Raw genomic sequence first — 22,930 nt, forward strand, 5'->3', positions numbered from 1 at the left:
AATGCATGGAAAAGGGCGACCCCGCAAGGTCGCCCTTTTTTACTGATCTTCCCGCTCTGATGGACTCTGCAATGACCGACCAGACCACCCGCCTCCCCGTTCGCCGCGCCCTGATCAGCGTCTCCGACAAGACCGGCATCCTCGAGTTTGCCCGCGAGCTCGTCGCCCTGAATGTGGAAATCCTCTCCACTGGCGGCACCTACAAGCTGCTCAAGGACAACGGTGTGGCCGCCGTGGAAGTCGCCGATTACACCGGCTTCCCGGAGATGATGGACGGTCGCGTGAAGACCCTGCACCCGAAGATCCACGGCGGCATCCTCGGCCGTCGCGCCCTCGACGGCGCGGTCATGGACGAGCACGGCATCAAGCCGATCGACCTGGTCGCGGTCAACCTCTACCCGTTCGCCGCCACCGTGGCCAAGCCGGGCTGTGACCTGGCCGACGCCATCGAGAACATCGACATCGGCGGCCCGACCATGGTCCGCTCCGCCGCGAAGAACCACAAAGACGTGGCCATCGTGGTCAACGCCGGCGACTACGCCGGTATCGTTGAGTCGCTGAAAGCCGGCGGCCTGAGCTACGCCCAGCGCTTCGACCTGGCGCTGAAAGCCTTCGAGCACACCGCTGCCTACGACGGCATGATCGCCAACTACCTGGGCACCATCGACCAGAGCCGCGACACCCTCTCCACCGAAGAGCGCGGCGCTTTCCCGCGCACCTTCAACAGCCAGTTCATCAAGGCCCAGGAAATGCGCTACGGCGAGAACCCGCACCAGAGCGCGGCGTTCTACGTGGAAGCGCAGAAAGGTGAGGCCAGTGTCGCCACTGCCGTGCAGCTGCAGGGCAAGGAACTGTCGTTCAACAACGTGGCCGACACCGACGCCGCGCTGGAATGCGTCAAGAGCTTCGTCAAGCCGGCCTGCGTCATCGTCAAGCACGCCAACCCGTGCGGCGTGGCCGTGGCCCTGGACAGCGAAGGCGGCATCCGCCAGGCCTATGAGCTGGCTTACGCCACTGATACCGAGTCGGCCTTCGGCGGCATCATCGCCTTCAACCGCGAGCTGGACGGCGCTACCGCTCAAGCGATCGTCGAGCGTCAGTTCGTCGAAGTGATCATCGCGCCGAAAATCAGCGCCGAGGCCCGTGCTGTGGTCGCCGCCAAAGCCAACGTACGCCTGCTCGAGTGCGGCGAGTGGCCGGCCGAGCGCAGCGCCGGCTGGGACTTCAAGCGCGTCAACGGTGGCCTGCTGGTACAGAGCCGCGACATCGGCATGATCAGCGCAGACGACCTGAAAATCGTCACGAAGCGCGCACCGAGCGAGCAGGAAGTGCACGACCTGATCTTCGCCTGGAAAGTGGCCAAGTTCGTTAAGTCCAACGCCATCGTCTATGCCAAGGGTCGCCAGACCATCGGCGTCGGCGCCGGCCAGATGAGCCGCGTCAACTCCGCACGCATCGCCGCGATCAAGGCTGAGCACGCCGGCCTGCAAGTCGCCGGTTCGGTGATGGCCTCCGACGCCTTCTTCCCGTTCCGCGACGGTCTGGACAACGCCGCCGCCAACGGCATCACCGCGGTGATTCAGCCAGGCGGCTCGATGCGCGATGCCGAAGTCATCGCTGCAGCCGACGAAGCCGGCATCGCCATGGTATTCACCGGCATGCGCCACTTCCGCCACTAACCGTGGCGCGGCCGCGCTGTAGCAGGCGTCTGCGTCGTTGCGGACGACTTCGCTAATGCTCATTGCCAGTCGGCAACTGCGCTTATCGAAGTCGTCCGCGCCTCGCATCCACCCGCTCCATCACGGCCCGATAGTTTGTTAGAAGCAAGATTTTCGTAGGGTGGATAACACTTTGCTTATCCACCAAACGGGCCACCGGCCCGCCTCCACAAGGAGACAGACATGAACGTATTGATCATCGGCAGCGGCGGTCGTGAACACGCCCTGGCCTGGAAAGTGGCGCAGGACAAGCGCGTCAGCAAAGTCTTCGTCGCCCCGGGCAACGCTGGCACCGCCACCGAAGCCAAGTGCGAGAACGTCGCCATCGACGTGCTGGCCATCGAGCAGCTGGCCGACTTCGCCGAGAAGAACGTGCAGCTGACCATCGTCGGCCCGGAAGCGCCGCTGGTGAAAGGTGTGGTCGATCTGTTCCGCGCGCGCAAGCTGGACATCTTCGGCCCCACCGCCGCCGCCGCGCAGCTGGAAGGCTCCAAGGCCTTCACCAAGGACTTCCTCGCCCGCCAGCAAATTCCGACGGCCGACTACCAGAACTTCACCGAGGTAGAGCCGGCCCTGGCCTACCTGCGCGAGAAAGGCGCACCGATCGTGATCAAGGCCGACGGCCTGGCCGCCGGTAAAGGCGTGATCGTCGCCATGACCCTGAGCGAGGCCGAAGACGCCGTGCGCGACATGCTCGCCGGCAATGCCTTCGGCGAAGCCGGTTCGCGCGTGGTGATCGAGGAATTCCTCGATGGCGAAGAAGCCAGCTTCATTGTCATGGTCGACGGCGAGAACGTGCTGCCGATGGCCACCAGCCAGGACCACAAACGTGTTGGCGATGCCGACAGCGGCCCGAACACCGGCGGCATGGGCGCCTACTCGCCCGCCCCGGTGGTCACCGCCGAGGTGCACAAGCGGGTGATGGACGAAGTCATCTACCCGACCGTGCGCGGCATGGCCAATGAAGGCAACGTCTACACCGGCTTCCTCTACGCCGGGCTGATGATCGACAAGGCCGGCAACCCGAAAGTCATCGAGTTCAACTGCCGCTTCGGCGACCCGGAAACCCAGCCGATCATGGTGCGCCTCGAAAGCTCCCTGGTGCTGCTGGTCGAGGCCGCACTGGCCAAGGCCCTGAACAAGGTCGAAGCCACCTGGGACCCGCGTCCGACCGTGGGCGTGGTGATCGCCGCTGGCGGCTACCCGGCCGACTACGCCAAGGGTGATGTGATCGAAGGCCTGGACGACGCCGCGCAATTCGACGGCAAGGTATTCCATGCCGGCACCGCGCTGAACGCAGCCGGCGACGTCGTCACCGCGGGCGGCCGCGTACTCTGCGCCACCGCCATCGGCCGTACGGTTGAAGAAGCGCAGCAACAGGCCTACCGCCTGGCCGAGAAGATCCGCTGGAACGGCAGTTTCTACCGCAACGACATCGGCTACCGCGCCATTGCCCGCGAACGCGGCGAAGGCTGAGACGTCGACAGCCCCCTTTACCCGCCGGCAACGCGGATAAAGAAGCGGTAAATCCCCTACAAAGGCAGCCCTATGGCTGCCTTTTGTACAGTTGCCATGGCTATAATCCGGGGATTCACCACGAAGGGACTTCGCTCGTGCGACGGCTCAGGATCGCCACAGGACTGGTCGCCAGTCTGCTGCTCTGTGTTTTCTGTCTGGCAATGGCGCCAGTGCAGGCCAGTACAGCCAACACCGCTGACGCTGCGGAGAATTGGTCGATCCTGCTGGACAAGAGCGCGCGCATGACTTTTGCCGAGGTCCAGTCGCAGACCTCGCGCTTCCAGCCCCTTGATCGTCGTGCCATTACCTTCCCCGCTTCACCCCAGGCCATCTGGCTGCGCATCGCCCTTCCCGCTTACCAGCAGCCGCATTGGCTGTGGCTGTTTGCCCCACGGGTGCAACACCTCGACTACTACCTGCTGCACGGTGACCAGCTGGAGCAACAGCTGCAGACCGGCGAAGCGCTGCCCCTGAACACCCGTCCGCTGCCCTCGCGGGCCTACCTGTTCCCCACGCCGAATGACGGCCAGCCGCGCGTCGCCTACATGCGCCTGACCTCCAACCACGCGCAGATGCTGTGGTTCAAGGCCATCGACCAGGCGGAGCTGGTCACCCAGGAGAAACCCGCCTACCTGTTCGGCGCCCTGCTCGGCGGCCTGCTGCTGCTGGCGCTGTTCAACCTGCTGCGCATGGCCTACTCGCCCACCAGCAGCAACCTCTGGCTGGCCGGCATGCACGCCACCCTGGCGCTGTCCGCCACTTGCAACCTCGGGCTGCTGGCGGTGTGGTTGCCCGCACAGAGCTACAACCAGTCGCTGATCGCCGACATTTCGGCACTGGTCACGGCGTTCTGCCTGACCAGCTTCACCCTCAGCTTCTTCCGCGGCACCGCCAGCGAACGTCACCCGCTGCGGCACCTGCTGCATGCCGAACTGCTGGTGCTGGCCTGCGTCGCGCTGATGATTCTGTTCACCGGCCTGTTCTGGCACAGCTGGCTGGTCTACAGCCTGGTGATCATGACGTCCGTCAGCGTGCCACTGGTGGCCTTCGTCCACTGGCGCGCGGGTTATAGGCCGGCCCGTCTGATCCTCGCCGGCATGCTGGTCTTCTGCATCGGCTTCGCCGCGCTGATTCCGGTGCTATTCGGTTTCGACCAGCTCAACCCCGGCTGGCTGGTGCTCTGCGTATTCAGCCTGGCCATGCTCTGCGGCCTGCTCCTCAGCATGGCCCTGGCCGAACGCCAACAGCAGTTGCAGGACGACACCCTGCAGCAGCGCACCAGCGAAGCCGCCACCAGCGCCGAGCTCAGGGCCAAGGCCGAGTTCCTGGCCAAGATGAGCCACGAAATCCGCACCCCGATGAACGGCGTACTGGGCATGACCGAGCTGCTGCTCGGCACCCCGCTGTCGGCCAAGCAACGCGACTACGTGCAGACCATCCACAGCTCCGGCAACGAGCTGCTGACCCTGATCAACGAGATCCTCGACATCTCCAAGCTGGAGTCCGGGCAGATCGAACTGGACGACGTGCAGTTCGACCTCAACGCGCTGATCGACGACTGCCTGGATATCTTCCGCGCCAAGGCCGAGCAGCAGCGCGTCGAGCTGATCAGCTTCATGCAGCCGCAAGTGCCACGGGTCATCAGCGGTGACCCGACGCGCCTGCGCCAGGCCCTGCTGAGCCTGCTCGACAACGCCTTCCGGCAGACCGACGAAGGCGAGATCCTCCTCGTCGTCGCCCTCGACAGCACCGGCAAAACCCCGCGCCTGCGCATCGCCGTGCAGGACAGCGGCCGCCCGCTGGACGCCCACGAGCGCGATGCCCTGCTCAACACCGAACTGCACAGCACCGACTTCCTCAGCGCCAGCAAGCTCGGCGGGCGCCTCGGCCTGATCATCGCGCGCCAGCTGATCCGCCTGATGGACGGCGAATTCGGCATCCAGAGCGGCGGCGCCCAGGGCAGCACCCTGTGGCTCAACCTGCCGCTCGACGCCGAACGCCTGGAACACCCCACCGCCGACCTCGACGGCCCGCTGCAGGGCGCGCGCCTGCTGGTAGTGGACGACAACGAGACCTGCCGCAAGCTGCTGGTGCAGCAGTGCAGCGCCTGGGGCCTGCAGGCCAGCGCGGTGGCATCCGGCAAGGAGGCCCTGGCGCTGCTGCGGACCAAGGCGCACCTCAAGGAGTTCTTCGACGTGGTCCTGCTCGACCAGGACATGCCGGGCATGACCGGCATGCAACTGGCGGCCAAGATCAAGGAAGACCCCAGCCTCAACCACGACATCCTGCTGGTAATGCTCACCGGCATCAGCAACGCGCCGAGCAAGATCATCGCGCGCAATGCCGGGATCAAACGCATCCTCGCCAAGCCGGTGGCCGGCTACACCCTGAAGACCACCCTCGCCGACGAACTGGCCCAGCGCAACAGTGGCAGCCCCGCGACGGTGCTCAGCCCGGCCAGCGATAGCGTGACGGTGCCAGGCGACTTCCGCATTCTGGTGGCCGAGGACAACAGCATCTCCACCAAGGTCATCCGCGGCATGCTGAGCAAGCTCAACCTGCAACCGGATACCGCCAGCAATGGCGAGGAAGCCCTGCGCGCCATGCAGGCGCAGCAGTACGACCTGGTGCTGATGGATTGCGAAATGCCGGTGCTCGACGGCTTCAGCGCCACCGAACAATTGCGCGCCTGGGAACTCCGCGAGCAACGCAGCCGCACACCGGTGGTGGCCCTGACCGCGCACATCCTCAGCGAACACAAAGAACGCGCACGCCAGGTCGGCATGGACGGGCACATGGCCAAACCGGTGGAAATGTCCCAGCTGCGCGAGCTGGTCGCCCACTGGGTCAGCGAAAAACAGCGCCGCGACCAGCACAACGCCCTCACCTCCTGAGCCCCTTTCGGCAGTGGCGCCCGCTATGCTTGCGCCATGCCTTTTTGACGAGTTCTGCCCATGCTCTCCCTGTTGTTCACCGTCTACCTGAAGATGCTGGTGCTCTACAGCCCGTTTTTCGTGCTGTCCTGCTTCATCAGCCTGACCCCGGGATATAGCGTCAAAGAGCGCAAGAAGCTGGCCTGGAAGGTCGCCCTCGGCACCCTGATTTCCAGCGTGTTGCTCTACCTGTTCGGCAAGGCCATCTTCGAGATCTTCGGCATCACCGCCGACGCCTTCCGCATCGGCGCCGGTTCGGTGCTGTTCATCTCGGCGCTGGGCATGGCCCAGGGCAAGTCCGCGGTGCAGTCGGACAACGTGCAGCAGGACGTGACCATCGTGCCGCTGACCATCCCTCTGACCGTCGGTCCCGGCACCATCGGCGCGCTGCTGGTAATGGGCATCAGCCAGCCGGAGTGGGACGACAAGCTCGCCTCCATCATCGCCATAGCCCTGGCCAGCGTCACGGTCGGCCTGGTGCTGTACCTCTCCGACCAGGTCGAGCGCCTGCTCGGCCAACAGGGCCTGCAGATTCTCAGCCGGTTGATGGGCCTGTTCGTCTGCGCCCTGGCCGCGCAGATCATCTTCACCGGGATTCGCGGCTACCTGCTGCCATAGCGCGGCGGCGCAGCGAATCCCGGTCACTCGCGTTCCACCCCGCCCCGCGCCACAAAAAAGTGCAGTTCGTCGACAAAGCTGCCCCAGGCGCCTTTTTGCGCACCACTTGCGTGCACGGGTCTTCTCGGTGTGATTCAGCGAGGATCGAGGAACCCTTTAAGGTCAAGGCTTTACGACGCTTGGCACGGATGCTGCCAAAGGACTGACGACCCCTGCGCTTGTTCGCCGCTCCTGCAGTTCGCGACCAGGCCCCCGGTTTCCCTCAGTTGCGCATGGAGCCCTAACAAGATGAAACGCCGTCCACTGTTGAAATCTACCCTCGCTGCCAGTGCCCTGCTGCTCAGCGGCCTGTTCCCCTACAGCCTGCAAGCTGCCGAGACCATCAAGGTCGGCATCCTGCACTCGCTGTCCGGCACCATGGCGATCTCGGAAACCTCGCTGAAAGACATGGCGCTGATGACCATTGATGAAATCAACGCCAAGGGCGGCGTCAATGGCAAGAAGCTTGAGCCGGTCGTGGTCGACCCGGCTTCCAACTGGCCGCTGTTCGCCGAGAAGGCACGCCAGCTGCTGACCCAGGACAAGGTTGACGTGGTCTTCGGCTGCTGGACCTCGGTGTCGCGCAAATCCGTGCTGCCGGTGTTCGAAGAGCTCAACGGCCTGCTGTTCTACCCGGTGCAGTACGAAGGCGAAGAAATGTCGCCGAACGTGTTCTACACCGGCGCCGCGCCAAACCAGCAGGCCATCCCGGCCGTGGAATACCTGATGAGCGAAGACGGCGGCGCCGCCAAGCGCTACTTCCTGCTGGGTACCGACTACGTCTACCCGCGCACCACCAACAAGATCCTGCGCAGCTTCCTGCACAGCAAGGGCGTGGCCGACAAGGACATCGAAGAGGTCTACACCCCCTTCGGGCATAGCGACTACCAAACCATCGTCGCCAACATCAAGAAGTTCTCCGCCGGCGGCAAGACTGCGGTGATATCCACCGTCAACGGCGACTCCAACGTGCCGTTCTACAAGGAACTGGCCAACCAGGGCATCGAAGCCACCGACATCCCGGTGGTCGCTTTCTCCGTTGGCGAGGAAGAACTGCGCGGCATCGACACCAAGCCGCTGGTGGGCCAACTGGCAGCCTGGAACTACTTCCAGTCCGTGGACAACCCGGTCAACACCGCCTTTGTCGACAAGTGGAAGGCCTATGCCAAGGCCAAGAACCTGCCGAACTACCAGACGGCCGTGACCAACGACCCCATGGAAGCCACCTACGTCGGCATCAACATGTGGGCCCAGGCCGTGGAGAAGGCCGGCAGCACCGACGTCGACAAGGTTCGCGAAGCCCTGGCTGGCCAGACCTTCGCCGCGCCAAGCGGCTACACCCTAACCATGGACAAGACCAACCACCACCTGCACAAGCCGGTGATGATCGGCGAAGTCCAGGATGACGGTCAGTTCTCCATCGTCTGGCAGACCGAAGGTCCGCTGCGCGCCCAGCCGTGGAGCCCGTACATCCCCGGCAACGACAAGAAACCGGACTACGCGGTTAAGTCGAACTAAAAGCCAGACGCCCCTCCTCCTTGAGGGGCTGAGGTGAGCGACGAGGTGCCCTGAAGGCGCCCACCCCTCACCCTAGCCCTCTCCCGCAGGGAGAGGGGACTGTCCAGCGTGGATCGGAACGCCCCTGCACACTGGGGCTCCGTCCTCCTTCCCGTCAGGAAAGGAAGTCGGCCGCCAATGCTGACGTGCTCTTCTCCCCTCCCCTCCTGGGATAGGGGCGGGGCCGCCCAGCACAGCCAAGGACCCTGAAATGCCCACTGCCCTGTACCGAATGCTCCTGTCACTGGCGCTTCTGCTGTCATTGACCGCTCATGCCGGTGACGCCAGCGACTTCGTCGCGGCCAACCCGACCCAGCAGGCCAAACTGCTGGAACACTGGGCCGCCGAGCCCGATCCCGCTCGCTTGCCCCTGCTCGACGCCCTGCAACAAGGCCGCGTTGGCAGTGACAGCAGCAAGACGCCCTACTTCGAACAAGACGGCGCCTGGCAAACCGCCGATGGCCCGGCACGCCCCGACGGCACACCGAAGAAACTACGCCTGAACAACCGCCTGCGTGGTTTGCTGGCCACCACCCAGGCCAGCCATCAACTACTCGACGACGCCCCCGCCGTACGCCTGGCCGCCGCCCAGTTGCTACAGAAGAGCGCCAAGCCGGCGCAACTGCCGCTGCTCAATGCACGCGTCACCCAGGAGGCCGACGCCAGCGTGCGTGACGCCCTGGCGCTGGCCCTGGCCAACCTGCAGTTGGTCGATCCGAACCCGGCCATCCGCCTCAGCGCCGTGCGCCTGCTCGGCGAGACCGGCGAACCGCTGGCCCGCACCCGCCTCGAAGCGCTGCTCGATCCCAGCGTGGAAAGCGATGCCGGTGTGCGCACCGCCGCCGAAACCAGCCTGGCGCAGATCAAGCGCCGCCTGCTGATGGGTGAACTGCTCGGCCAGGCCTTCAGCGGCCTGTCGCTCGGTTCGATCCTGCTGCTGGCCGCGCTCGGCCTGGCCATCACCTTCGGCCTGCTCGGGGTGATCAACATGGCCCACGGCGAGATGCTGATGCTCGGCGCCTACACCACCTACGTGGTGCAACTGAGCTTCCAGCGCCTCGCCCCCGAATACCTGGCGCTGTACCCGCTGGCCGCGCTGCCGATTGCCTTCTTCGTCACCGCCGCCATCGGCATGGCCCTGGAGCGCACGGTGATCCGCCACCTCTACGGCCGCCCGCTGGAAACCCTGTTGGCCACCTGGGGCATCAGCCTGATGCTGATCCAGGCCGTGCGCCTGGTGTTCGGCGCGCAGAACGTCGAAGTGGCCAACCCGGCCTGGCTGTCCGGCGGCATCCAGGTGCTGCCGAACCTGGTGCTGCCCTACAGCCGCATCGTCATCATCGGTTTCGCCCTGTTCGTCGTGGCGCTGACCTGGCTGCTGCTGAACAAGACCCGCCTCGGCCTCAACGTCCGCGCGGTCACGCAGAACCGCAACATGGCCGCCTGCTGCGGCGTGCCCACCGGGCGCGTGGACATGCTCGCCTTCGGCCTCGGCTCCGGCATCGCCGGGCTCGGCGGCGTGGCCCTCAGCCAGATCGGCAACGTCGGCCCGGACCTCGGCCAGAGCTACATCATCGACTCCTTCCTGGTGGTGGTGCTCGGCGGCGTCGGCCAGCTCGCCGGTAGCGTGATGGCCGCCTTCGGCCTCGGCGTGGCGAACAAGATTCTCGAACCGCAGATCGGCGCAGTGCTGGGCAAGATCCTGATCCTGGCGCTGATCATCCTGTTTATCCAGAAACGACCCCAAGGTCTCTTCGCACTGAAAGGACGGGTGATCGACTGATGAACCAGCCACTCGCAATCACCGCCGCGCAAAAAGCCGGCCCCAAACTGACCCTGGCCGTCGGCGCCGTGGTGCTGTCCATCCTCCTGGCCATGCCGCTGCTGCACCTGCTGCCGGCCGACAACCCGCTGCAGGTCTCGGCCTACAGCCTGACTCTGGTGGGCAAGATCCTCTGCTACTGCATCGTCGCCCTGGCGCTCGATCTGGTCTGGGGTTACGCCGGCCTGCTGTCGCTCGGCCACGGCCTGTTCTTCGCCCTCGGCGGCTATGCCATGGGCATGTACCTGATGCGCGAAAGCGCCGGCGACGGCCTGCCCGCGTTCATGGTGTTCCTCTCCTGGACCGAGTTGCCGTGGTACTGGTACGGCACCTCCAATTTCCTCTGGGCCCTATGCCTGGTGGTGTTGGCGCCCGGCCTGCTGGCCCTGGTGTTCGGCTTCTTCGCCTTCCGCTCGCGGATCAAGGGCGTGTATTTCTCGATCATGACCCAGGCCCTGACCTTCGCCGGCATGCTGCTGTTCTTCCGCAACGAAACCGGTTTCGGCGGCAACAACGGCTTCACCAACTTCCGCAGCATCCTCGGCTTCGACATCACCGCACCCGGCACCCGCGCCGTGCTGTTCCTGTGCACCGTGTTGCTCTTGACCGGCAGCCTGCTGCTGGGCTGGAAGCTGGCCAAGAGCAAGTTCGGCCGTGTGCTCACCGCCCTGCGCGATGCGGAAAACCGCCTGATGTTCTGCGGCTACGACCCGCGCGGCTACAAGCTGTTCATCTGGGTGCTGAGCGCCGTGCTGTGCGGCCTGGCTGGCGCGCTGTACGTGCCGCTGGTGGGCATCATCAACCCCAGCGAAATGTCGCCGACCAACTCCATCGAGGCCGCCGTCTGGGTCGCCCTCGGCGGGCGCGGCACGCTGATCGGCCCGCTGCTCGGCGCCGGTATCGTCAACGGCATGAAGAGCTGGTTCACCGTGGCCTTCCCCGAGTACTGGCTGTTCGCCCTGGGCGCCCTGTTCATCGTCGTCACGCTGTTCCTGCCCAAGGGCGTGATCGGCCTGCTCAACAAGAAAGGAGAGCAATGATGCGCGCCACGCCGGTCCCCGACTTCATGCTCGAGCCCGCCTACAATCCCAACCAGGACGCCGGCACCAGCCGCGAGGCCGTCGGCCTCGGCAGCGCGGCGGCCAAGGGCCTGGATGTACGCCACGGCACCATCCTGACCCTGGAAGGCATCAACGTCAGCTTCGACGGCTTCAAGGCCCTGACCGACCTCAACCTGTACATCGGCGTCGGCGAGCTGCGCTGCATCATCGGCCCCAACGGCGCCGGCAAGACCACCATGATGGACGTGATCACCGGCAAGACCCGACCCGACAACGGCCACGCCTACTTCGGCGAAACCCTCGACCTGACCAGCCTGAGCGAGGTGCAAATCGCCCAGCACGGCATCGGTCGCAAGTTCCAGAAGCCCACGGTATTTGAGGCGCTGTCGGTGTTTGAAAACCTCGAACTGGCGCTGAAGACCAACAAGTCGGTATGGGCCAGCCTGCGCGCGAAACTCTCCGGCGAGCAAAGGGCTCGCATCGAAGAAGTGCTCACCACCATTCGCCTGGAAGCCTCGCGCCAGCGCCCGGCCGGGTTGCTCTCCCATGGCCAGAAGCAGTTCCTCGAGATCGGCATGCTGCTGGTCCAGGACCCGCAGCTGCTGCTGCTCGACGAGCCGGTGGCGGGCATGACCGACGCCGAGACCGAGTTCACCGCCGAGCTGTTCAAGTCGCTGGCACGCAAGCACTCGCTGATGGTGGTGGAGCACGACATGGGCTTCGTCGGCTCCATCGCCGACCACGTCACCGTGCTGCACCAGGGCAGCGTGCTGGCCGAAGGCTCGCTGGAAGACGTGCAGGCCAACGAACGGGTGATCGAGGTCTACCTCGGCCGCTGAACCGCGAGTGGTGGATGGCTGCGGCCATCCACCCTACTTCGCAAAACCGTGGGAGCGGCTTTAGCCGCGATGCTTTTTTAGCCTACAGGGGTATCGCGGCTGAAGCCGCTCCCACGACTGAAAACAGGACATCGACATGCTGCAAGTCCAACAGCTTCACCAGTACTACGGCGGCAGCCACATCCTGCGGGGCCTGTCGTTCGAGGCCAAGGTGGGCGAAGTCACCTGCCTGCTCGGCCGTAACGGCGTGGGCAAGACCACCCTGCTCAAATGCCTGATGGGCCTGATCCCGGCCAAGCAGGGCGCGGTGAACTGGGAAGGCAAGCCGATCACCGGGTTCAAGCCGCACCAGCGCGTGCACTCGGGCATCGCCTACGTGCCACAGGGCCGCGAAATCTTCCCGCGCCTGACGGTGGAAGAGAACCTGCTGATGGGCCTGTCACGCTTCCCCGGCAGCCAGGCCAAGGAAGTGCCCGCCTTCATCTATGAGCTGTTCCCGGTGCTGCTGCAGATGAAGCAGCGCCGCGGCGGCGACCTCTCCGGCGGCCAGCAGCAACAGCTGGCCATCGGCCGCGCGCTGTCCAGCCAACCGCGCCTGCTGATCCTCGACGAGCCCACCGAAGGCATCCAGCCCTCGGTGATCAAGGAGATCGGCGCGGTGATCAAGAAACTCGCCGAACGTGGCGACATGGCGATCCTGCTGGTGGAGCAGTTCTACGACTTCGCCGCCGAACTGGCCGACCAGTACCTGGTGATGAGCCGTGGCGAAATCATCCAGCAAGGCCGTGGCGAGACCATGGAGGCCGATGGCGTGCGCGGGCTGGTGGCGATCTAACGGCCCCACGCTCCATCGACGGCAAGTACGGAGCGGCATAGACATGTAGGGCGGGTGCAACCCGCGTGATCCGCAACGCGGGTTCCACCCGCCCTACCCCGTCGTTCCCGCGCAGGCGGGAACCCAGAAATCCCTCAGCCAGCACAGTGAGGCAGGAATCCCTGCGCTGCCGGTAACTGGATTATTCCCCTTCGGGCCAGCGCAAGCGCTGTTCAGCGATGGAGCTGCTGTCCCGCCTTCGCGGGGATGACGGAGCTGCACATAACGCTCCCGCGTAGGCAGGCTCACCCGCTACCGCGTTGCCGGCTCTGGTGGATGGATAAAGCGCCATCCACCCTACGGTGCCTAGTGCCTGATCGTAGGGTGGAAAACCGCGCAGCGTTTTCCACCACCACCACCACCGCCCGTCACTGCAACGAATCCACCAGGAAATTCAGCCGCGCCGGCTGCTCGCCCTCCAGGCTGGGCAGCTCGGCCTCGTCCTTGAGGTTGACCCCGGACAACTGCCGGCGGCAGGCCTCGCGCATCAGGTACAGCAGCTTGTGCGCGGCCAGGCCGTAGCTCAGGCCTTCCAGGCGCACGTTGGAAATGCAGTTGCGATAGGCATCGGTGAGGCCAACCTTGGGCGCGTAGGTGAAGTACAGGCCGAGACTGTCCGGTGAACTCAGGCCGGGACGCTCGCCAATCAGGATCACCACCATCCTCGCCCCCAGCCGTTCGGCCACCTCGTCGGCCACCGCCACTCGCCCCTGCTGCACCAGGCACAGCGGCGCCAGCGACCAGCCGTCATCGGCCATCTGCTCGCGCAAGCGTTCGAGGAAGGGCTGACTGTGGCGCTGCACGGCCAGGGCAGACAGGCCATCGGCGATGACGATGGCCAGGTCGTAGCCGTCGGCATGCTGTTCGCGGTGCTGGTCCAGGCGCTCGGCCGAGGCGGTGTCCAGGCGCCGCCCCAGGTCCGGGCGCTGCAGGTAGGTATGCCGGTCCGGTGCAGCGCTGTGCAGCACCAGCGCCTGCTGGCCGTGCCCGGCCAGTTGCGTCATCAAGGCAGCGGCATCCAGCGGCAGGTGCACAGCGTCGCGGGCCTGGGCATGGGCGAACTGGAAATCCAGCTGCGCGCCGGTCGGCAGGCTGGTGCCGGCACGGCCTAGGGCGATACGCGCCGGGGTCAGGCGGCGCAGTTCCTGCCAGGGGTTCTCGATGGCGCCGATCAGTGAGTTGTCATCATTCATCTGCTGATTCCTTGTGTCACCTACGCGGGTTTCACCCGCCCTACTCCAACACCCTAGGGCGGGTGAAACCCGCGATTCGGCCTAGCCCAGCCGCGCCAACGCCTGGCGAAACGCCGGCGGCAGGCTGCCGCCCAGGCGTACCTGGCCATCGCGCTGCTGGAGGATTTCCATGCGTTCCAGCCAGGCCTCGAATTCCGGCGCCGGGCGCAGGCCGAGGGTCTGGCGCACGTACAGCGCATCGTGAAAGGAGGTGGTCTGGTAATTGAGCATCACGTCATCGGAACCGGGGATGCCCATGATGAAGTTGATCCCCGCCACGCCGAGCAGGGTCAGGAGCATGTCCATGTCGTCCTGGTCGGCTTCGGCGTGGTTGGTGTAGCAGATGTCGCAGCCCATGGGCACGCCCAGCAGCTTGCCGCAGAAGTGGTCTTCCAGGCCCGCGCGGATGATCTGCTTGCCGTTGTACAGGTACTCGGGGCCGATGAAGCCGACCACGGTGTTGACCAGGAACGGCTTGTAATGACGGGCCACCGCGTAGGCGCGTACCTCACAGGTCTGCTGGTCAACGCCGTGGTGGGCGTTGGCCGACAGCGCGCTGCCCTGGCCGGTCTCGAAGTACATCAGGTTGTCGCCAAGGGTGCCGCGCTTCTGCGACAGCCCGGCCTCGTAGCCTTCCTGCAACACCTGCAGGTTGATGCCGAAGCCGGCGTTGGCCGCTTCGGTGCCGGCGATGGACTGGAACACCAGGTCGACCGGCGCGCCGCGCTCAATGGCGGCAATGGAGCTGGTGACGTGGGTCAGCACGCAGGCCTGGGTGGGGATCTCGTAACGCTGGATGACCGCATCGAGCATCTTCAGCAGATCGCTCAACGCGCCCAGGCTGTCGGTGGCCGGGTTAATGCCGAACATGGCGTCGCCGTTGCCGTAGAGCAGGCCGTCGAGAATGCTGGCGGCGATGCCGGCCGGATCGTCCGTCGGGTGGTTGGGCTGCAGGCGCGTGGACATGCGCCCGCGCAGGCCCATGGTGTTGCGAAAGCGGGTGACCACGCGAATCTTCTGCGCCACCAGGACCAGGTCCTGCACACGCATGAGCTTCGACACGGCGGCGGCCATCTCCGGGGTCAGGCCGGGGGCGAGTGCCCGCAGCGCGGCCTCGTCGGCCTGCTCGCCAAGCAGCCAGTCGCGAAAACCACCGACGGTCAGGTGGCTGATCGGGGCGAAAGCGGCGGCATCATGGCTGTCGATGATCAGCCGGGTGATCTCGTCGCTTTCGTAGGGAATCAGGGCTTCATCGAGGAAGCGTTTGAGCGGGATATCAGCCAGGGCCATCTGTGCCGCCACGCGCTCGGCGTCGCTGCTGGCGGCCACGCCGGCCAGGTAATCGCCGGAGCGTGCCGGGCTGGCCTTGGCCATCACCTCCCGCAAGCTATCGAAGCGCCAGGTCTGGTGACCGACCGTATGAACAAAAGCAGCCATGGGCGAGCCTCTTATGGATAACAGCCACGAGGCTCGAGCAGAGCACAGGTGAGTCGATTCGCGAGAATGGCCAGCATCCGCTGCCAAGAGTAGACCTTGCAAACTTCGCGCACAGCGGCAAGGCCCGCGTGTTATCGCGGCCACAGGGCGGCCCGCGCCGGCCATTGCGCCACAACGGTGCGCGACGCAAGGGCGGCGCCCCAGCGCAAGGCAGGGATACTCGCGCGAGCGGAACGCATACGTGTGGCAGCACGACGCCAGGTCGAGGCATGACTATTGCTTTGCTTGAGTACCGGTTTGGGGCCTCGCGAGGGGACAAAAATCAGGTCAATACGCGAGATTTACGGGCTGTTCAGTGAGCCTTCCTAAGCCGCTTTTTCGCTTCACTACCGACCCAAGACAGATCCTGAGCCGATGCAACCCCTTGTGAGCCCGATATACACTGGCGCAACGCTCGCCCCGGCTGGATGCCTTTCATGACTGCCGCACTGCCCTCCGCCGTATTCACTCCCGCCTGGCACGCCGAACTGGAGCTGGCCTACGCCCGCCAGCAAGACTGGACGCGCCCGGTATTGCGCCGCCACCTCGGCCCGCTGCGGGTGCAGAAACACCTGCATGCCGAAGGCCCGCAGGTGTGCCAGCACATCATCGTCCACCCGCCTGGTGGTATTGCCGGCGGCGACACCCTGCACATCAGCGCCACGGTTGGCGACAACGCCTGGGCCCAGCTGACCAGCCCCGGCGCCGCCAAGTGGTACCGTGCCGCCGGCCCGGCGCAGCAGCGCGTGGAGCTGCGCGTAGCGCCCGGCGCCACCCTGGAATGGCTGCCGCAGGAAACCATCGTCTATGCCGGGGCCCAGGCCGAACTGCAGACCACCATCGAGCTGCACGGCGATGCCCGCCTGCTCTACTGGGACATGGTCGCCCTCGGCCGCCCAGCCTGTGACGAACGCTTCGCCAGCGGCCACTTTCAATCCCACCTGGACATCCGCCGCGACGGCCAGCTGCTGTGGCACGAACGCCAGCGCATCGCCGGCGACGACGGCCTGCTCGACTCGCCCATCGGCCTGGCCGGGCAACCGGTATTCGCCACCCTGCTGGTGACCGGTGACGTCAGTGCCGAGCTGTTGGAACGCTGCCGTGAACTGCCCTCGCGGGTACGCGGCAACCTCAGCCAATTGCCCGGCCTGCTGGTGGCCCGCTGCCTGGCCAGCGAGGCGCTGCACGCCCGCGCCTGGCTGATCGAACTCTGGCGCCTGCTGCGCCCTGAACTGCTCGGGCGCGACGCCGTGCCCCCACGTATCTGGAGTACCTGATGGACCTTTCGCCCCGCGAGAAAGACAAGCTGCTGATCTTCACCGCCGGCCTGGTTGCCGAGCGGCGCCTGGCCCGTGGCGTGAAGCTCAACTACCCGGAAGCCATGGCGCTGATTTCCGCCGCCCTGCTCGAAGGTGCCCGCGACGGCCGCACAGTCGCCGACCTGATGCACTACGGCACCACCCTGCTCGCCCGTGACCAGGTCATGGAAGGCGTGCCGGAAATGATCCCGGAGATCCAGATCGAAGCCACCTTCCCTGACGGCACCAAGCTGGTGACCGTCCACCAGCCGATTGCGTAAATACCGTAGGGCGGGGGCAACCCGCGCACCCCGTTCGCGGGTTTCACCCGCCCTACGCGAGGAACCGAGATGATCATTCGAGACGCGACCGAGGCCGACCTGCCGGCCCTGCGCGACATCTACAACGACGCGGTGCTCAACACCACGGCGATCTGGATGGACAACACTATCGACCTGGCCAACCGCCAGGCCTGGTTCGCCGCCCGCGCCCAGCAGGGCTACCCGATTCTGGTGGCCGAGAATCCAGCCGGCGATGTGGTCGGCTACTCCTCGTTCGGCGACTGGCGGCCCTTCGACGGTTTCTGCAACACCGTCGAACATTCCGTCTATGTGCGCGCCGACCAGCGCGGCAATGGCCTCGGCCCGCTGCTCATGGCGGCCCTGATCGAGCGCGCCAAAAGCTGCGGCAAACACGTGATGGTCGCCGCCATCGAGAGCGGCAACGGCGCCTCGATCCGCCTGCACGAACGCCTTGGCTTCATCACCACCGGGCAGATGCCGCAAGTGGGCCGCAAATTCGGCCGCTGGCTGGACCTGACCTTCATGCAACTGATCCTCACCCCGGAGCGCAGCGCACCATGATTCCCGGCGAATACCAGATTCAGGACGGCGAGATCGAGCTCAACGCCGGCCGCCGCACCCTCAGCGTGACCGTAGCCAACAGCGGCGACCGGCCGATCCAGGTCGGCTCGCACTTCCACTTTTTCGAAACCAACGACGCACTGAGCTTCGACCGCCCCGCCGCCCGTGGTATGCGCCTGAATATTCCGGCCGGCACGGCGGTGCGCTTCGAGCCGGGGCAGAGCCGTGAAGTCGAGCTGGTCGACCTGGCTGGCGAGCGCCGCGTGTTCGGCTTCGCCGGGCGGGTGATGGGCGATCTGTAAATTTTGAGGCGTCTGCTATGGCCTTATCGCGGGCAAGCCCGCTCCTACATGTAATCGCATTCCCTTGTAGGAGCGGGCTTGCCCGCGATAGTGAGCGCAGCGAGCGGCAGCAAACCCAATTGAATCTGAAGGCGAACCCATGAAAATTTCCCGCCAAGCCTACGCCGACATGTTCGGCCCCACCGTCGGCGACAAGGTGCGCCTGGCCGACACCAACCTATGGATCGAGGTCGAAAAAGACTTCACCGTGTACGGCGACGAAGTGAAATTCGGCGGCGGCAAGGTCATCCGCGACGGCATGGGCCAGAGCCAGCTCTGTGCGGCAGACGTGGTCGACACAGTGATCACCAACGCACTGATCATCGACCACTGGGGCATCGTCAAGGCCGACGTCGGCCTCAAGGACGGGCGCATCAAAGCCATCGGCAAGGCCGGCAACCCGGACATCCAGCCGGACGTGACCATCGCCATCGGCGGCGCCACCGAAGTCATTGCCGGCGAGGGCATGATCCTCACCGCCGGCGGCATCGACACGCACATCCACTTCATCTGCCCGCAGCAGATCGAAGAAGCCCTGATGAGCGGCACCACCACCATGATCGGTGGCGGCACGGGCCCTGCGACCGGCACCTTCGCCACCACGGTCACGCCCGGCCCGTGGCACATGGCCAATATGCTCAAGGCCGCCGACGCCTTCCCGATGAACATCGGCTTCACCGGCAAGGGCAACGTGTCGCTGCCCGAGCCGCTGATCGAGCAGGTCAAGGCCGGCGCCATCGGCCTCAAGCTGCACGAGGACTGGGGCACCACGCCCGCGGCCATCGACAACTGCCTGAGCGTCGCCGACCAGTACGACATCCAGGTGGCGATTCACACCGACACCCTCAACGAGTCCGGCTTCGTCGAAACCACCCTGGGCGCATTCAAGGGCCGTACCATCCACACCTACCACACCGAAGGCGCGGGCGGCGGCCATGCCCCGGACATCATCAAGGCCTGCGGTTTTCCCAACGTGCTGCCCAGCTCGACCAACCCGACGCGGCCGTTCACCCGCAACACCATCGACGAGCACCTGGACATGCTCATGGTCTGCCACCACCTCGACCCGAGCATTGCCGAGGACGTGGCCTTCGCCGAAAGCCGCATCCGCCGCGAGACCATCGCCGCCGAAGACATCCTGCATGACCTCGGCGCGTTCTCGATGATCAGCTCCGACAGCCAGGCCATGGGCCGCGTCGGCGAGGTGATCACCCGCACCTGGCAGACCGCCGACAAGATGAAGCAGCAGCGCGGCGCCCTGCCGGGTGACGGCCCGGGCAACGACAACTTCCGGGTCAAACGCTACATCGCCAAGTACACCATCAACCCGGCGATCACCCACGGCATCAGCCACGAAGTCGGCTCCATCGAAGTGGGCAAGTTCGCAGACCTGGTGCTCTGGCGCCCGGCGTTCTTCGGCGTCAAGCCGACGCTGATCCTCAAAGGTGGCGCGATTGCCGCCAGCCTGATGGGCGACGCCAACGCCTCGATCCCGACGCCGCAACCGGTGCACTACCGCCCAATGTTCGGCAGCTACGGCGGCATGCTGCACGCCACCAGCCTGACCTTTATCAGCCAGGCCGCGTTCGACCTCGGCGTGCCGGAGCAACTGGGTCTGCAGAAGAAAATCGGCGTGGTCAAAGGCTGTCGCGAGGTGACAAAGGCCGACCTGATCCACAACGACTACCTGCCGAGCATCGAGGTCGACCCGCAGAACTACCAGGTGAAAGCCGACGGTCAGCTATTGTGGTGTGAACCGGCCGACGTGTTGCCGATGGCGCAGCGCTACTTCCTGTTCTGAAGCGCGCGCAACCCACGCTGCCTCTGGCCGGCCACGCGCCGGCCAGAGTCGGATAAGCTGTGGTATCCGCCACTCGATCATCAGTCTGGAATCATGACCATGAAAGCCCGCCTGGCTTTCCTCAGCCTGCTCTGCATCTTCCCCGGCCTGGCGCTCGCCGCCGACCCGATTACCGTGGCCTGGCGCAACAAGGCGCCCTATCACTATGTCGAGCAAGGCGTCGAACAAGGCTTTTTGCTTGAGCGTGCGCGCCAGGTATTCGCAGCGGCCGGTATCGAAACCCAGTTCGTCCAGCATCCGGCCAAACGCATCTGGCACAGCTTCGAACAAGGCACGCGCAATTACTGTTCATTCGGCTGGTACCGCCTGCCCGAACGCGAGCGCATCGCCCTGTTCAGCCAGACCTTCCACACCGATGCGCCGCAGATCGTCCTGGCCAGCACCCGGGCGCTGTCAGCCATCCAGGCGCACCCCAGCTTCGCCGACCTGCTGCAGGACAAACGCATCACCCTGGGCCTGCTCGATGGCGTGTCCTACGGCCCCAGTCTCGACCAGCTGATAGCCGGCAGCGCCAACCACATCCAGCACGCCACCGTCGAACCCGCGGTGATGATGCGCATGGTCGCCGCCCACCGGGTCGACTACATGCTCGCCGACCAGGCCGACTGGGATTACCTGCACGAGCATAAGACCGGCCTGGACGGCATCGTCGAGCAGCACTTCGCCGACATGCCGGCGGGCCTGGAGCGCTTCATCATCTGCAGCAAGGACGTCTCGCCAGACGTGATGACGCGCATCAACCAGGCGATTACCCAGCTGCCCCAATAGACCTCAGCGCAGCTGGCTGTCCTTGCTGCCCCGCCGGTTGTAGCCGCTGGCCGCCTGCTGCGCCTTGTCGTGCGCGCCCTGGCAGGCCACGCACAGGCGTACGCCAGGCACGGCCTGGCGCCGCGCTTCGGGGATCGGCGCATCACATTCTTCGCAATGACTCAGGCTTTCGCCTTTGGGCAGCTGGCTGCGGGCGCGGGCAATGGCGTCCTCGATGCTGCTGTCGATCTGTTCCTGCACCGCCCCGTCGCTGGTCCATCCACCGGCCATGGGCACCTCCACCTGGCTAGTCACTGTCCCTTGTAGATATGCGCGGCGCGCGCAGCATTTGCAAGCCGACACCTGGCCCGGCTGCCGACCGGCCGGCACGGAAAAAGCCTACAGAACATGGCGAAGCACCCGACTTCGCAACGGCCCGGCAATCGCCACACTGGCGGTTTTACTTCTGCGAAGGATCGAGCATGTGCGACTTCAGCACCCGCTTACGCCCCTGGCTCTGCGCCCTGCCGCTGATACTGCTGCAGGGCAGTGCACTGGCTGATGTCGCCCCGGCGCCGGTCGAGCCGAATGTGCTCGATATGGAGCGCTTCCTGCTGCTCTACCGCGCCACCGGCGATGAACGCTTCATGCAGCGCCTGAACCAGCATGGCGAACAGTTCCAGCACGCCATCGCCGGGCGCAAAGACCCGAATACCCTGCACAACCTCTGGCTGACCTACCAGGAAAGCGCGCAACGGGTGCACCAGGCCTATGCAGTGCGCGAGCTGGACCTGGATAGCGAACTCGACCAGGCGCTGCAGGTCTCCGGCTTGTTCAGCGCCTTCCTCCCCCAGGCAGAAACCGCCACAGCCCCGAGCCTCGCCGACAACCTGCGCCAGCTGGCGCGAATCAAGGCCGCGCTCGCCACCCAGGCAGCAACCGCCAGTGGCTCGCTCAAGGCCAGCGCCATCAGTGCACGAATCGACCGGCAGCTCGGCGCCCTGGCCCGCAGCGATGCCGAGCTGTACGCCAGCATCATGCCGCGCTGGCGCTACCTGCAACTGACCGAGCGCAACGGCAAGACCCTGCTCTATCCGTTCAACGCGCAGATCGAGTTCATCCTCGCCAGGCTGCAGGCGGCCGAGCCACGGGGCGCCAGCGAGCGGCTGCAGCTGTAACGGCGGACTACTCCTTCACATCCATGTATTCACGCGCCCAGACGATGTAGTCCTCGGGCTGGGTGTACTTGTGCGACAGCTCGGAGGCGCTGAGGTCGGAGGTGCCGGCGGTGACCTGCCGCTGCTCGCGCAGGCAGTCGTAGGTGGCCTTGATCGCGGCGAAGTAGGCGGCGTGGCCGTCCACCGCGATGCGCACGCCGAGCGAAGCCAGGCGCGCATCGTCACGCAGCGACGGGTTGCCGTAGGTGACCAGCATCAGCGGCACGCTGAGGTGCTCGGCAATCAGCTCCAGGTGTTCGAAATCGCGGATGCCGACCATGCAGATGGCATCGGCCCCGGCGGCCTGGTAGGCCTTGGTGCGGTTGATCACTTCGCTGACATCGAGCACGCCGGCATGGGTGCGGGCGATGATCGCCAGGTCCGGGTCGACCCGTGCCTCCAGCGCCGCGCGGATCTTGCCGACGCCCTCGCCGACGCTGATCAGGTCGGTGGACTTGCGCCCGAACTGGGCCGGCAGCAGGGTGTCTTCCAGGGTCAGCGCGGCGATGCCGGCACGCTCCAGTTCGACCACCGTGCGCATCACGTTGAGGGCGTTGCCGTAGCCGTGGTCGGCGTCGGCGATCACCGGCAAGCGCGCCACGCGGCCGATGCGGGTGGCCTGCTCGACGAACTCGCTGAGGGTGATGAGGGCGAAGTCAGGGGCGGCCAAAACTTGTAGTGAAGCTACAGAACCGCCCAGGATGCCCACTTCGAAGCCGAGGTCGGCGGCTATCCGTGCGGACATCGGATCGAACACCGAAGCCGTGTGGTAGCAAGCGTTGGCGCTGAGCAGCGCACGGAACTGGGCGCGGAGGTCATGGTGCGAGGTTCTTTGCATGGGATGCGCTTCACTGAGGTCGTGGTCGGTTCTGTCGGGCAATTATGTAGCAAAACTACAAAACCAGTCATGTAGTAA

20 protein-coding genes are annotated in these 22,930 nt (G+C 65.4%); 16 read left to right on the forward strand and 4 right to left on the reverse strand.

Annotated features, from left to right (window positions below; translation table 11 throughout):
* The first annotated feature begins 71 nt into the window (after window positions 1-71).
* From purH to urtE, 9 genes are all read left to right on the forward strand, one after another.
* The gene (gene purH / locus H3H51_RS00170) at window positions 72-1,679 is read left to right on the forward strand and encodes a bifunctional phosphoribosylaminoimidazolecarboxamide formyltransferase/IMP cyclohydrolase (protein WP_183086999.1); all 1,608 of its coding nucleotides are present in this window, start codon (window positions 72-74) and stop codon (window positions 1,677-1,679) included.
* A 222-nt stretch (window positions 1,680-1,901) separates the two neighbouring features.
* Window positions 1,902-3,194, forward strand: coding sequence for a phosphoribosylamine--glycine ligase (gene purD / locus H3H51_RS00175; protein ID WP_183087000.1), 1,293 nt, complete (start codon window positions 1,902-1,904; stop codon window positions 3,192-3,194).
* A gap of 137 nt (window positions 3,195-3,331) precedes the next feature.
* Window positions 3,332-6,130, forward strand: a complete 2,799-nt coding sequence (locus H3H51_RS00180) for a hybrid sensor histidine kinase/response regulator (protein ID WP_183087001.1) — start codon at window positions 3,332-3,334, stop codon at window positions 6,128-6,130.
* 60 nt (window positions 6,131-6,190) lie between these two features.
* Window positions 6,191-6,787, forward strand: coding sequence for a MarC family protein (locus H3H51_RS00185; protein ID WP_183087002.1), 597 nt, complete (start codon window positions 6,191-6,193; stop codon window positions 6,785-6,787).
* Between the two features lie 288 nt (window positions 6,788-7,075).
* Window positions 7,076-8,344 carry an urea ABC transporter substrate-binding protein gene (gene urtA, locus H3H51_RS00190; protein WP_183087003.1) on the forward strand — a complete coding sequence of 423 codons (1,269 nt, stop codon included), beginning with the start codon at window positions 7,076-7,078 and terminating at the stop codon, window positions 8,342-8,344.
* Between the two features lie 250 nt (window positions 8,345-8,594).
* Window positions 8,595-10,166: an urea ABC transporter permease subunit UrtB gene (gene urtB, locus H3H51_RS00195; protein WP_183087004.1), complete on the forward strand. Its 1,572-nt coding sequence runs from the start codon at window positions 8,595-8,597 to the stop codon at window positions 10,164-10,166.
* Entirely contained in the window at window positions 10,166-11,245 is a 1,080-nt protein-coding gene (gene urtC / locus H3H51_RS00200) for an urea ABC transporter permease subunit UrtC (protein ID WP_183087005.1), read from the forward strand. Before urtB ends, urtC begins: the two co-directional genes overlap by 1 nt.
* Complete coding sequence (gene urtD, locus H3H51_RS00205; protein WP_183087006.1) at window positions 11,245-12,105, forward strand: urea ABC transporter ATP-binding protein UrtD; 861 nt, start codon at window positions 11,245-11,247, stop codon at window positions 12,103-12,105. The genes urtC and urtD overlap by 1 nt, the downstream gene beginning before the upstream one ends.
* 136 nt (window positions 12,106-12,241) lie before the next feature.
* Window positions 12,242-12,940, forward strand: a complete 699-nt coding sequence (urtE, locus tag H3H51_RS00210; protein ID WP_183087007.1) for an urea ABC transporter ATP-binding subunit UrtE — start codon at window positions 12,242-12,244, stop codon at window positions 12,938-12,940.
* Between the two features lie 407 nt (window positions 12,941-13,347).
* Here the strand turns inward: urtE and eutC are convergent, their stop codons facing one another.
* The gene (gene eutC / locus H3H51_RS00215) at window positions 13,348-14,172 is read right to left on the reverse strand and encodes an ethanolamine ammonia-lyase subunit EutC (protein ID WP_183087008.1); all 825 of its coding nucleotides are present in this window, start codon (window positions 14,170-14,172) and stop codon (window positions 13,348-13,350) included.
* A gap of 81 nt (window positions 14,173-14,253) precedes the next feature.
* Complete coding sequence (locus H3H51_RS00220; RefSeq protein ID WP_183087009.1) at window positions 14,254-15,648, reverse strand: ethanolamine ammonia-lyase subunit EutB; 1,395 nt, start codon at window positions 15,646-15,648, stop codon at window positions 14,254-14,256.
* A gap of 476 nt (window positions 15,649-16,124) precedes the next feature.
* Between H3H51_RS00220 and H3H51_RS00225 the strand changes: the two genes are divergently transcribed.
* From H3H51_RS00225 to H3H51_RS00250, 6 genes are all read left to right on the forward strand, one after another.
* On the forward strand, window positions 16,125-16,964 hold the full coding sequence (locus tag H3H51_RS00225; RefSeq protein ID WP_183087010.1) for an urease accessory protein UreD: 840 nt from the start codon (window positions 16,125-16,127) through the stop codon (window positions 16,962-16,964).
* The gene (gene ureA, locus H3H51_RS00230) at window positions 16,964-17,266 is read left to right on the forward strand and encodes an urease subunit gamma (protein WP_183087011.1); all 303 of its coding nucleotides are present in this window, start codon (window positions 16,964-16,966) and stop codon (window positions 17,264-17,266) included. The genes H3H51_RS00225 and ureA overlap by 1 nt, the downstream gene beginning before the upstream one ends.
* A gap of 69 nt (window positions 17,267-17,335) precedes the next feature.
* Window positions 17,336-17,848: a GNAT family N-acetyltransferase gene (locus H3H51_RS00235; protein ID WP_183087012.1), complete on the forward strand. Its 513-nt coding sequence runs from the start codon at window positions 17,336-17,338 to the stop codon at window positions 17,846-17,848.
* Window positions 17,845-18,150 (forward strand): urease subunit beta, encoded by a 306-nt coding sequence (locus tag H3H51_RS00240; RefSeq protein WP_183087013.1) that lies wholly within the window; start codon window positions 17,845-17,847, stop codon window positions 18,148-18,150. Before H3H51_RS00235 ends, H3H51_RS00240 begins: the two co-directional genes overlap by 4 nt.
* Window positions 18,151-18,289: 139 nt before the next feature.
* Window positions 18,290-19,990 carry an urease subunit alpha gene (gene ureC, locus H3H51_RS00245; RefSeq protein ID WP_183087014.1) on the forward strand — a complete coding sequence of 567 codons (1,701 nt, stop codon included), beginning with the start codon at window positions 18,290-18,292 and terminating at the stop codon, window positions 19,988-19,990.
* Window positions 19,991-20,089: 99 nt separating this feature from the next.
* On the forward strand, window positions 20,090-20,818 hold the full coding sequence (locus H3H51_RS00250; RefSeq protein WP_183087015.1) for a substrate-binding periplasmic protein: 729 nt from the start codon (window positions 20,090-20,092) through the stop codon (window positions 20,816-20,818).
* A 3-nt stretch (window positions 20,819-20,821) separates the two neighbouring features.
* Here the strand turns inward: H3H51_RS00250 and H3H51_RS00255 are convergent, their stop codons facing one another.
* Window positions 20,822-21,088, reverse strand: coding sequence for a DksA/TraR family C4-type zinc finger protein (locus tag H3H51_RS00255; RefSeq protein WP_183087016.1), 267 nt, complete (start codon window positions 21,086-21,088; stop codon window positions 20,822-20,824).
* A gap of 191 nt (window positions 21,089-21,279) precedes the next feature.
* Between H3H51_RS00255 and H3H51_RS00260 the strand changes: the two genes are divergently transcribed.
* A complete protein-coding gene (locus H3H51_RS00260) occupies window positions 21,280-21,975 on the forward strand; it encodes a hypothetical protein (protein ID WP_183087017.1) in 696 nt (231 codons plus the stop codon).
* Between the two features lie 7 nt (window positions 21,976-21,982).
* On the opposite strand, the gene H3H51_RS00265 is transcribed toward H3H51_RS00260, so the two are convergent.
* The gene (locus tag H3H51_RS00265) at window positions 21,983-22,852 is read right to left on the reverse strand and encodes an isocitrate lyase/PEP mutase family protein (RefSeq protein WP_183087018.1); all 870 of its coding nucleotides are present in this window, start codon (window positions 22,850-22,852) and stop codon (window positions 21,983-21,985) included.
* Between the last annotated feature and the right edge of the window lie 78 nt (window positions 22,853-22,930).

The organism is Aquipseudomonas ullengensis, assembly GCF_014174475.1.
GTDB lineage: Bacteria > Pseudomonadota > Gammaproteobacteria > Pseudomonadales > Pseudomonadaceae > Aquipseudomonas > Aquipseudomonas ullengensis.

Bases quoted from the DNA above. Each gene is read 5' to 3' on its own strand.
- urtD (WP_183087006.1), top strand. From the start codon at position 11,245: ATGCGCGCCACGCCGGTCCCCGACTTCATGCTCGAGCCCGCCTACAAT.
- eutC (WP_183087008.1), bottom strand. From the start codon at position 14,172: ATGAATGATGACAACTCACTGATCGGCGCCATCGAGAACCCCTGGCAG.
- H3H51_RS00240 (WP_183087013.1), top strand. From the start codon at position 17,845: ATGATTCCCGGCGAATACCAGATTCAGGACGGCGAGATCGAGCTCAAC.
- ureC (WP_183087014.1), top strand. From the start codon at position 18,290: ATGAAAATTTCCCGCCAAGCCTACGCCGACATGTTCGGCCCCACCGTC.
- H3H51_RS00220 (WP_183087009.1), bottom strand. From the start codon at position 15,648: ATGGCTGCTTTTGTTCATACGGTCGGTCACCAGACCTGGCGCTTCGAT.
- urtE (WP_183087007.1), top strand. From the start codon at position 12,242: ATGCTGCAAGTCCAACAGCTTCACCAGTACTACGGCGGCAGCCACATC.
- ureA (WP_183087011.1), top strand. From the start codon at position 16,964: ATGGACCTTTCGCCCCGCGAGAAAGACAAGCTGCTGATCTTCACCGCC.
- purH (WP_183086999.1), top strand. From the start codon at position 72: ATGACCGACCAGACCACCCGCCTCCCCGTTCGCCGCGCCCTGATCAGC.
- H3H51_RS00185 (WP_183087002.1), top strand. From the start codon at position 6,191: ATGCTCTCCCTGTTGTTCACCGTCTACCTGAAGATGCTGGTGCTCTAC.
- urtC (WP_183087005.1), top strand. From the start codon at position 10,166: ATGAACCAGCCACTCGCAATCACCGCCGCGCAAAAAGCCGGCCCCAAA.
- H3H51_RS00255 (WP_183087016.1), bottom strand. From the start codon at position 21,088: ATGGCCGGTGGATGGACCAGCGACGGGGCGGTGCAGGAACAGATCGAC.
- purD (WP_183087000.1), top strand. From the start codon at position 1,902: ATGAACGTATTGATCATCGGCAGCGGCGGTCGTGAACACGCCCTGGCC.
- H3H51_RS00235 (WP_183087012.1), top strand. From the start codon at position 17,336: ATGATCATTCGAGACGCGACCGAGGCCGACCTGCCGGCCCTGCGCGAC.
- H3H51_RS00260 (WP_183087017.1), top strand. From the start codon at position 21,280: ATGTGCGACTTCAGCACCCGCTTACGCCCCTGGCTCTGCGCCCTGCCG.
- H3H51_RS00250 (WP_183087015.1), top strand. From the start codon at position 20,090: ATGAAAGCCCGCCTGGCTTTCCTCAGCCTGCTCTGCATCTTCCCCGGC.
- urtA (WP_183087003.1), top strand. From the start codon at position 7,076: ATGAAACGCCGTCCACTGTTGAAATCTACCCTCGCTGCCAGTGCCCTG.
- H3H51_RS00265 (WP_183087018.1), bottom strand. From the start codon at position 22,852: ATGCAAAGAACCTCGCACCATGACCTCCGCGCCCAGTTCCGTGCGCTG.
- urtB (WP_183087004.1), top strand. From the start codon at position 8,595: ATGCCCACTGCCCTGTACCGAATGCTCCTGTCACTGGCGCTTCTGCTG.
- H3H51_RS00225 (WP_183087010.1), top strand. From the start codon at position 16,125: ATGACTGCCGCACTGCCCTCCGCCGTATTCACTCCCGCCTGGCACGCC.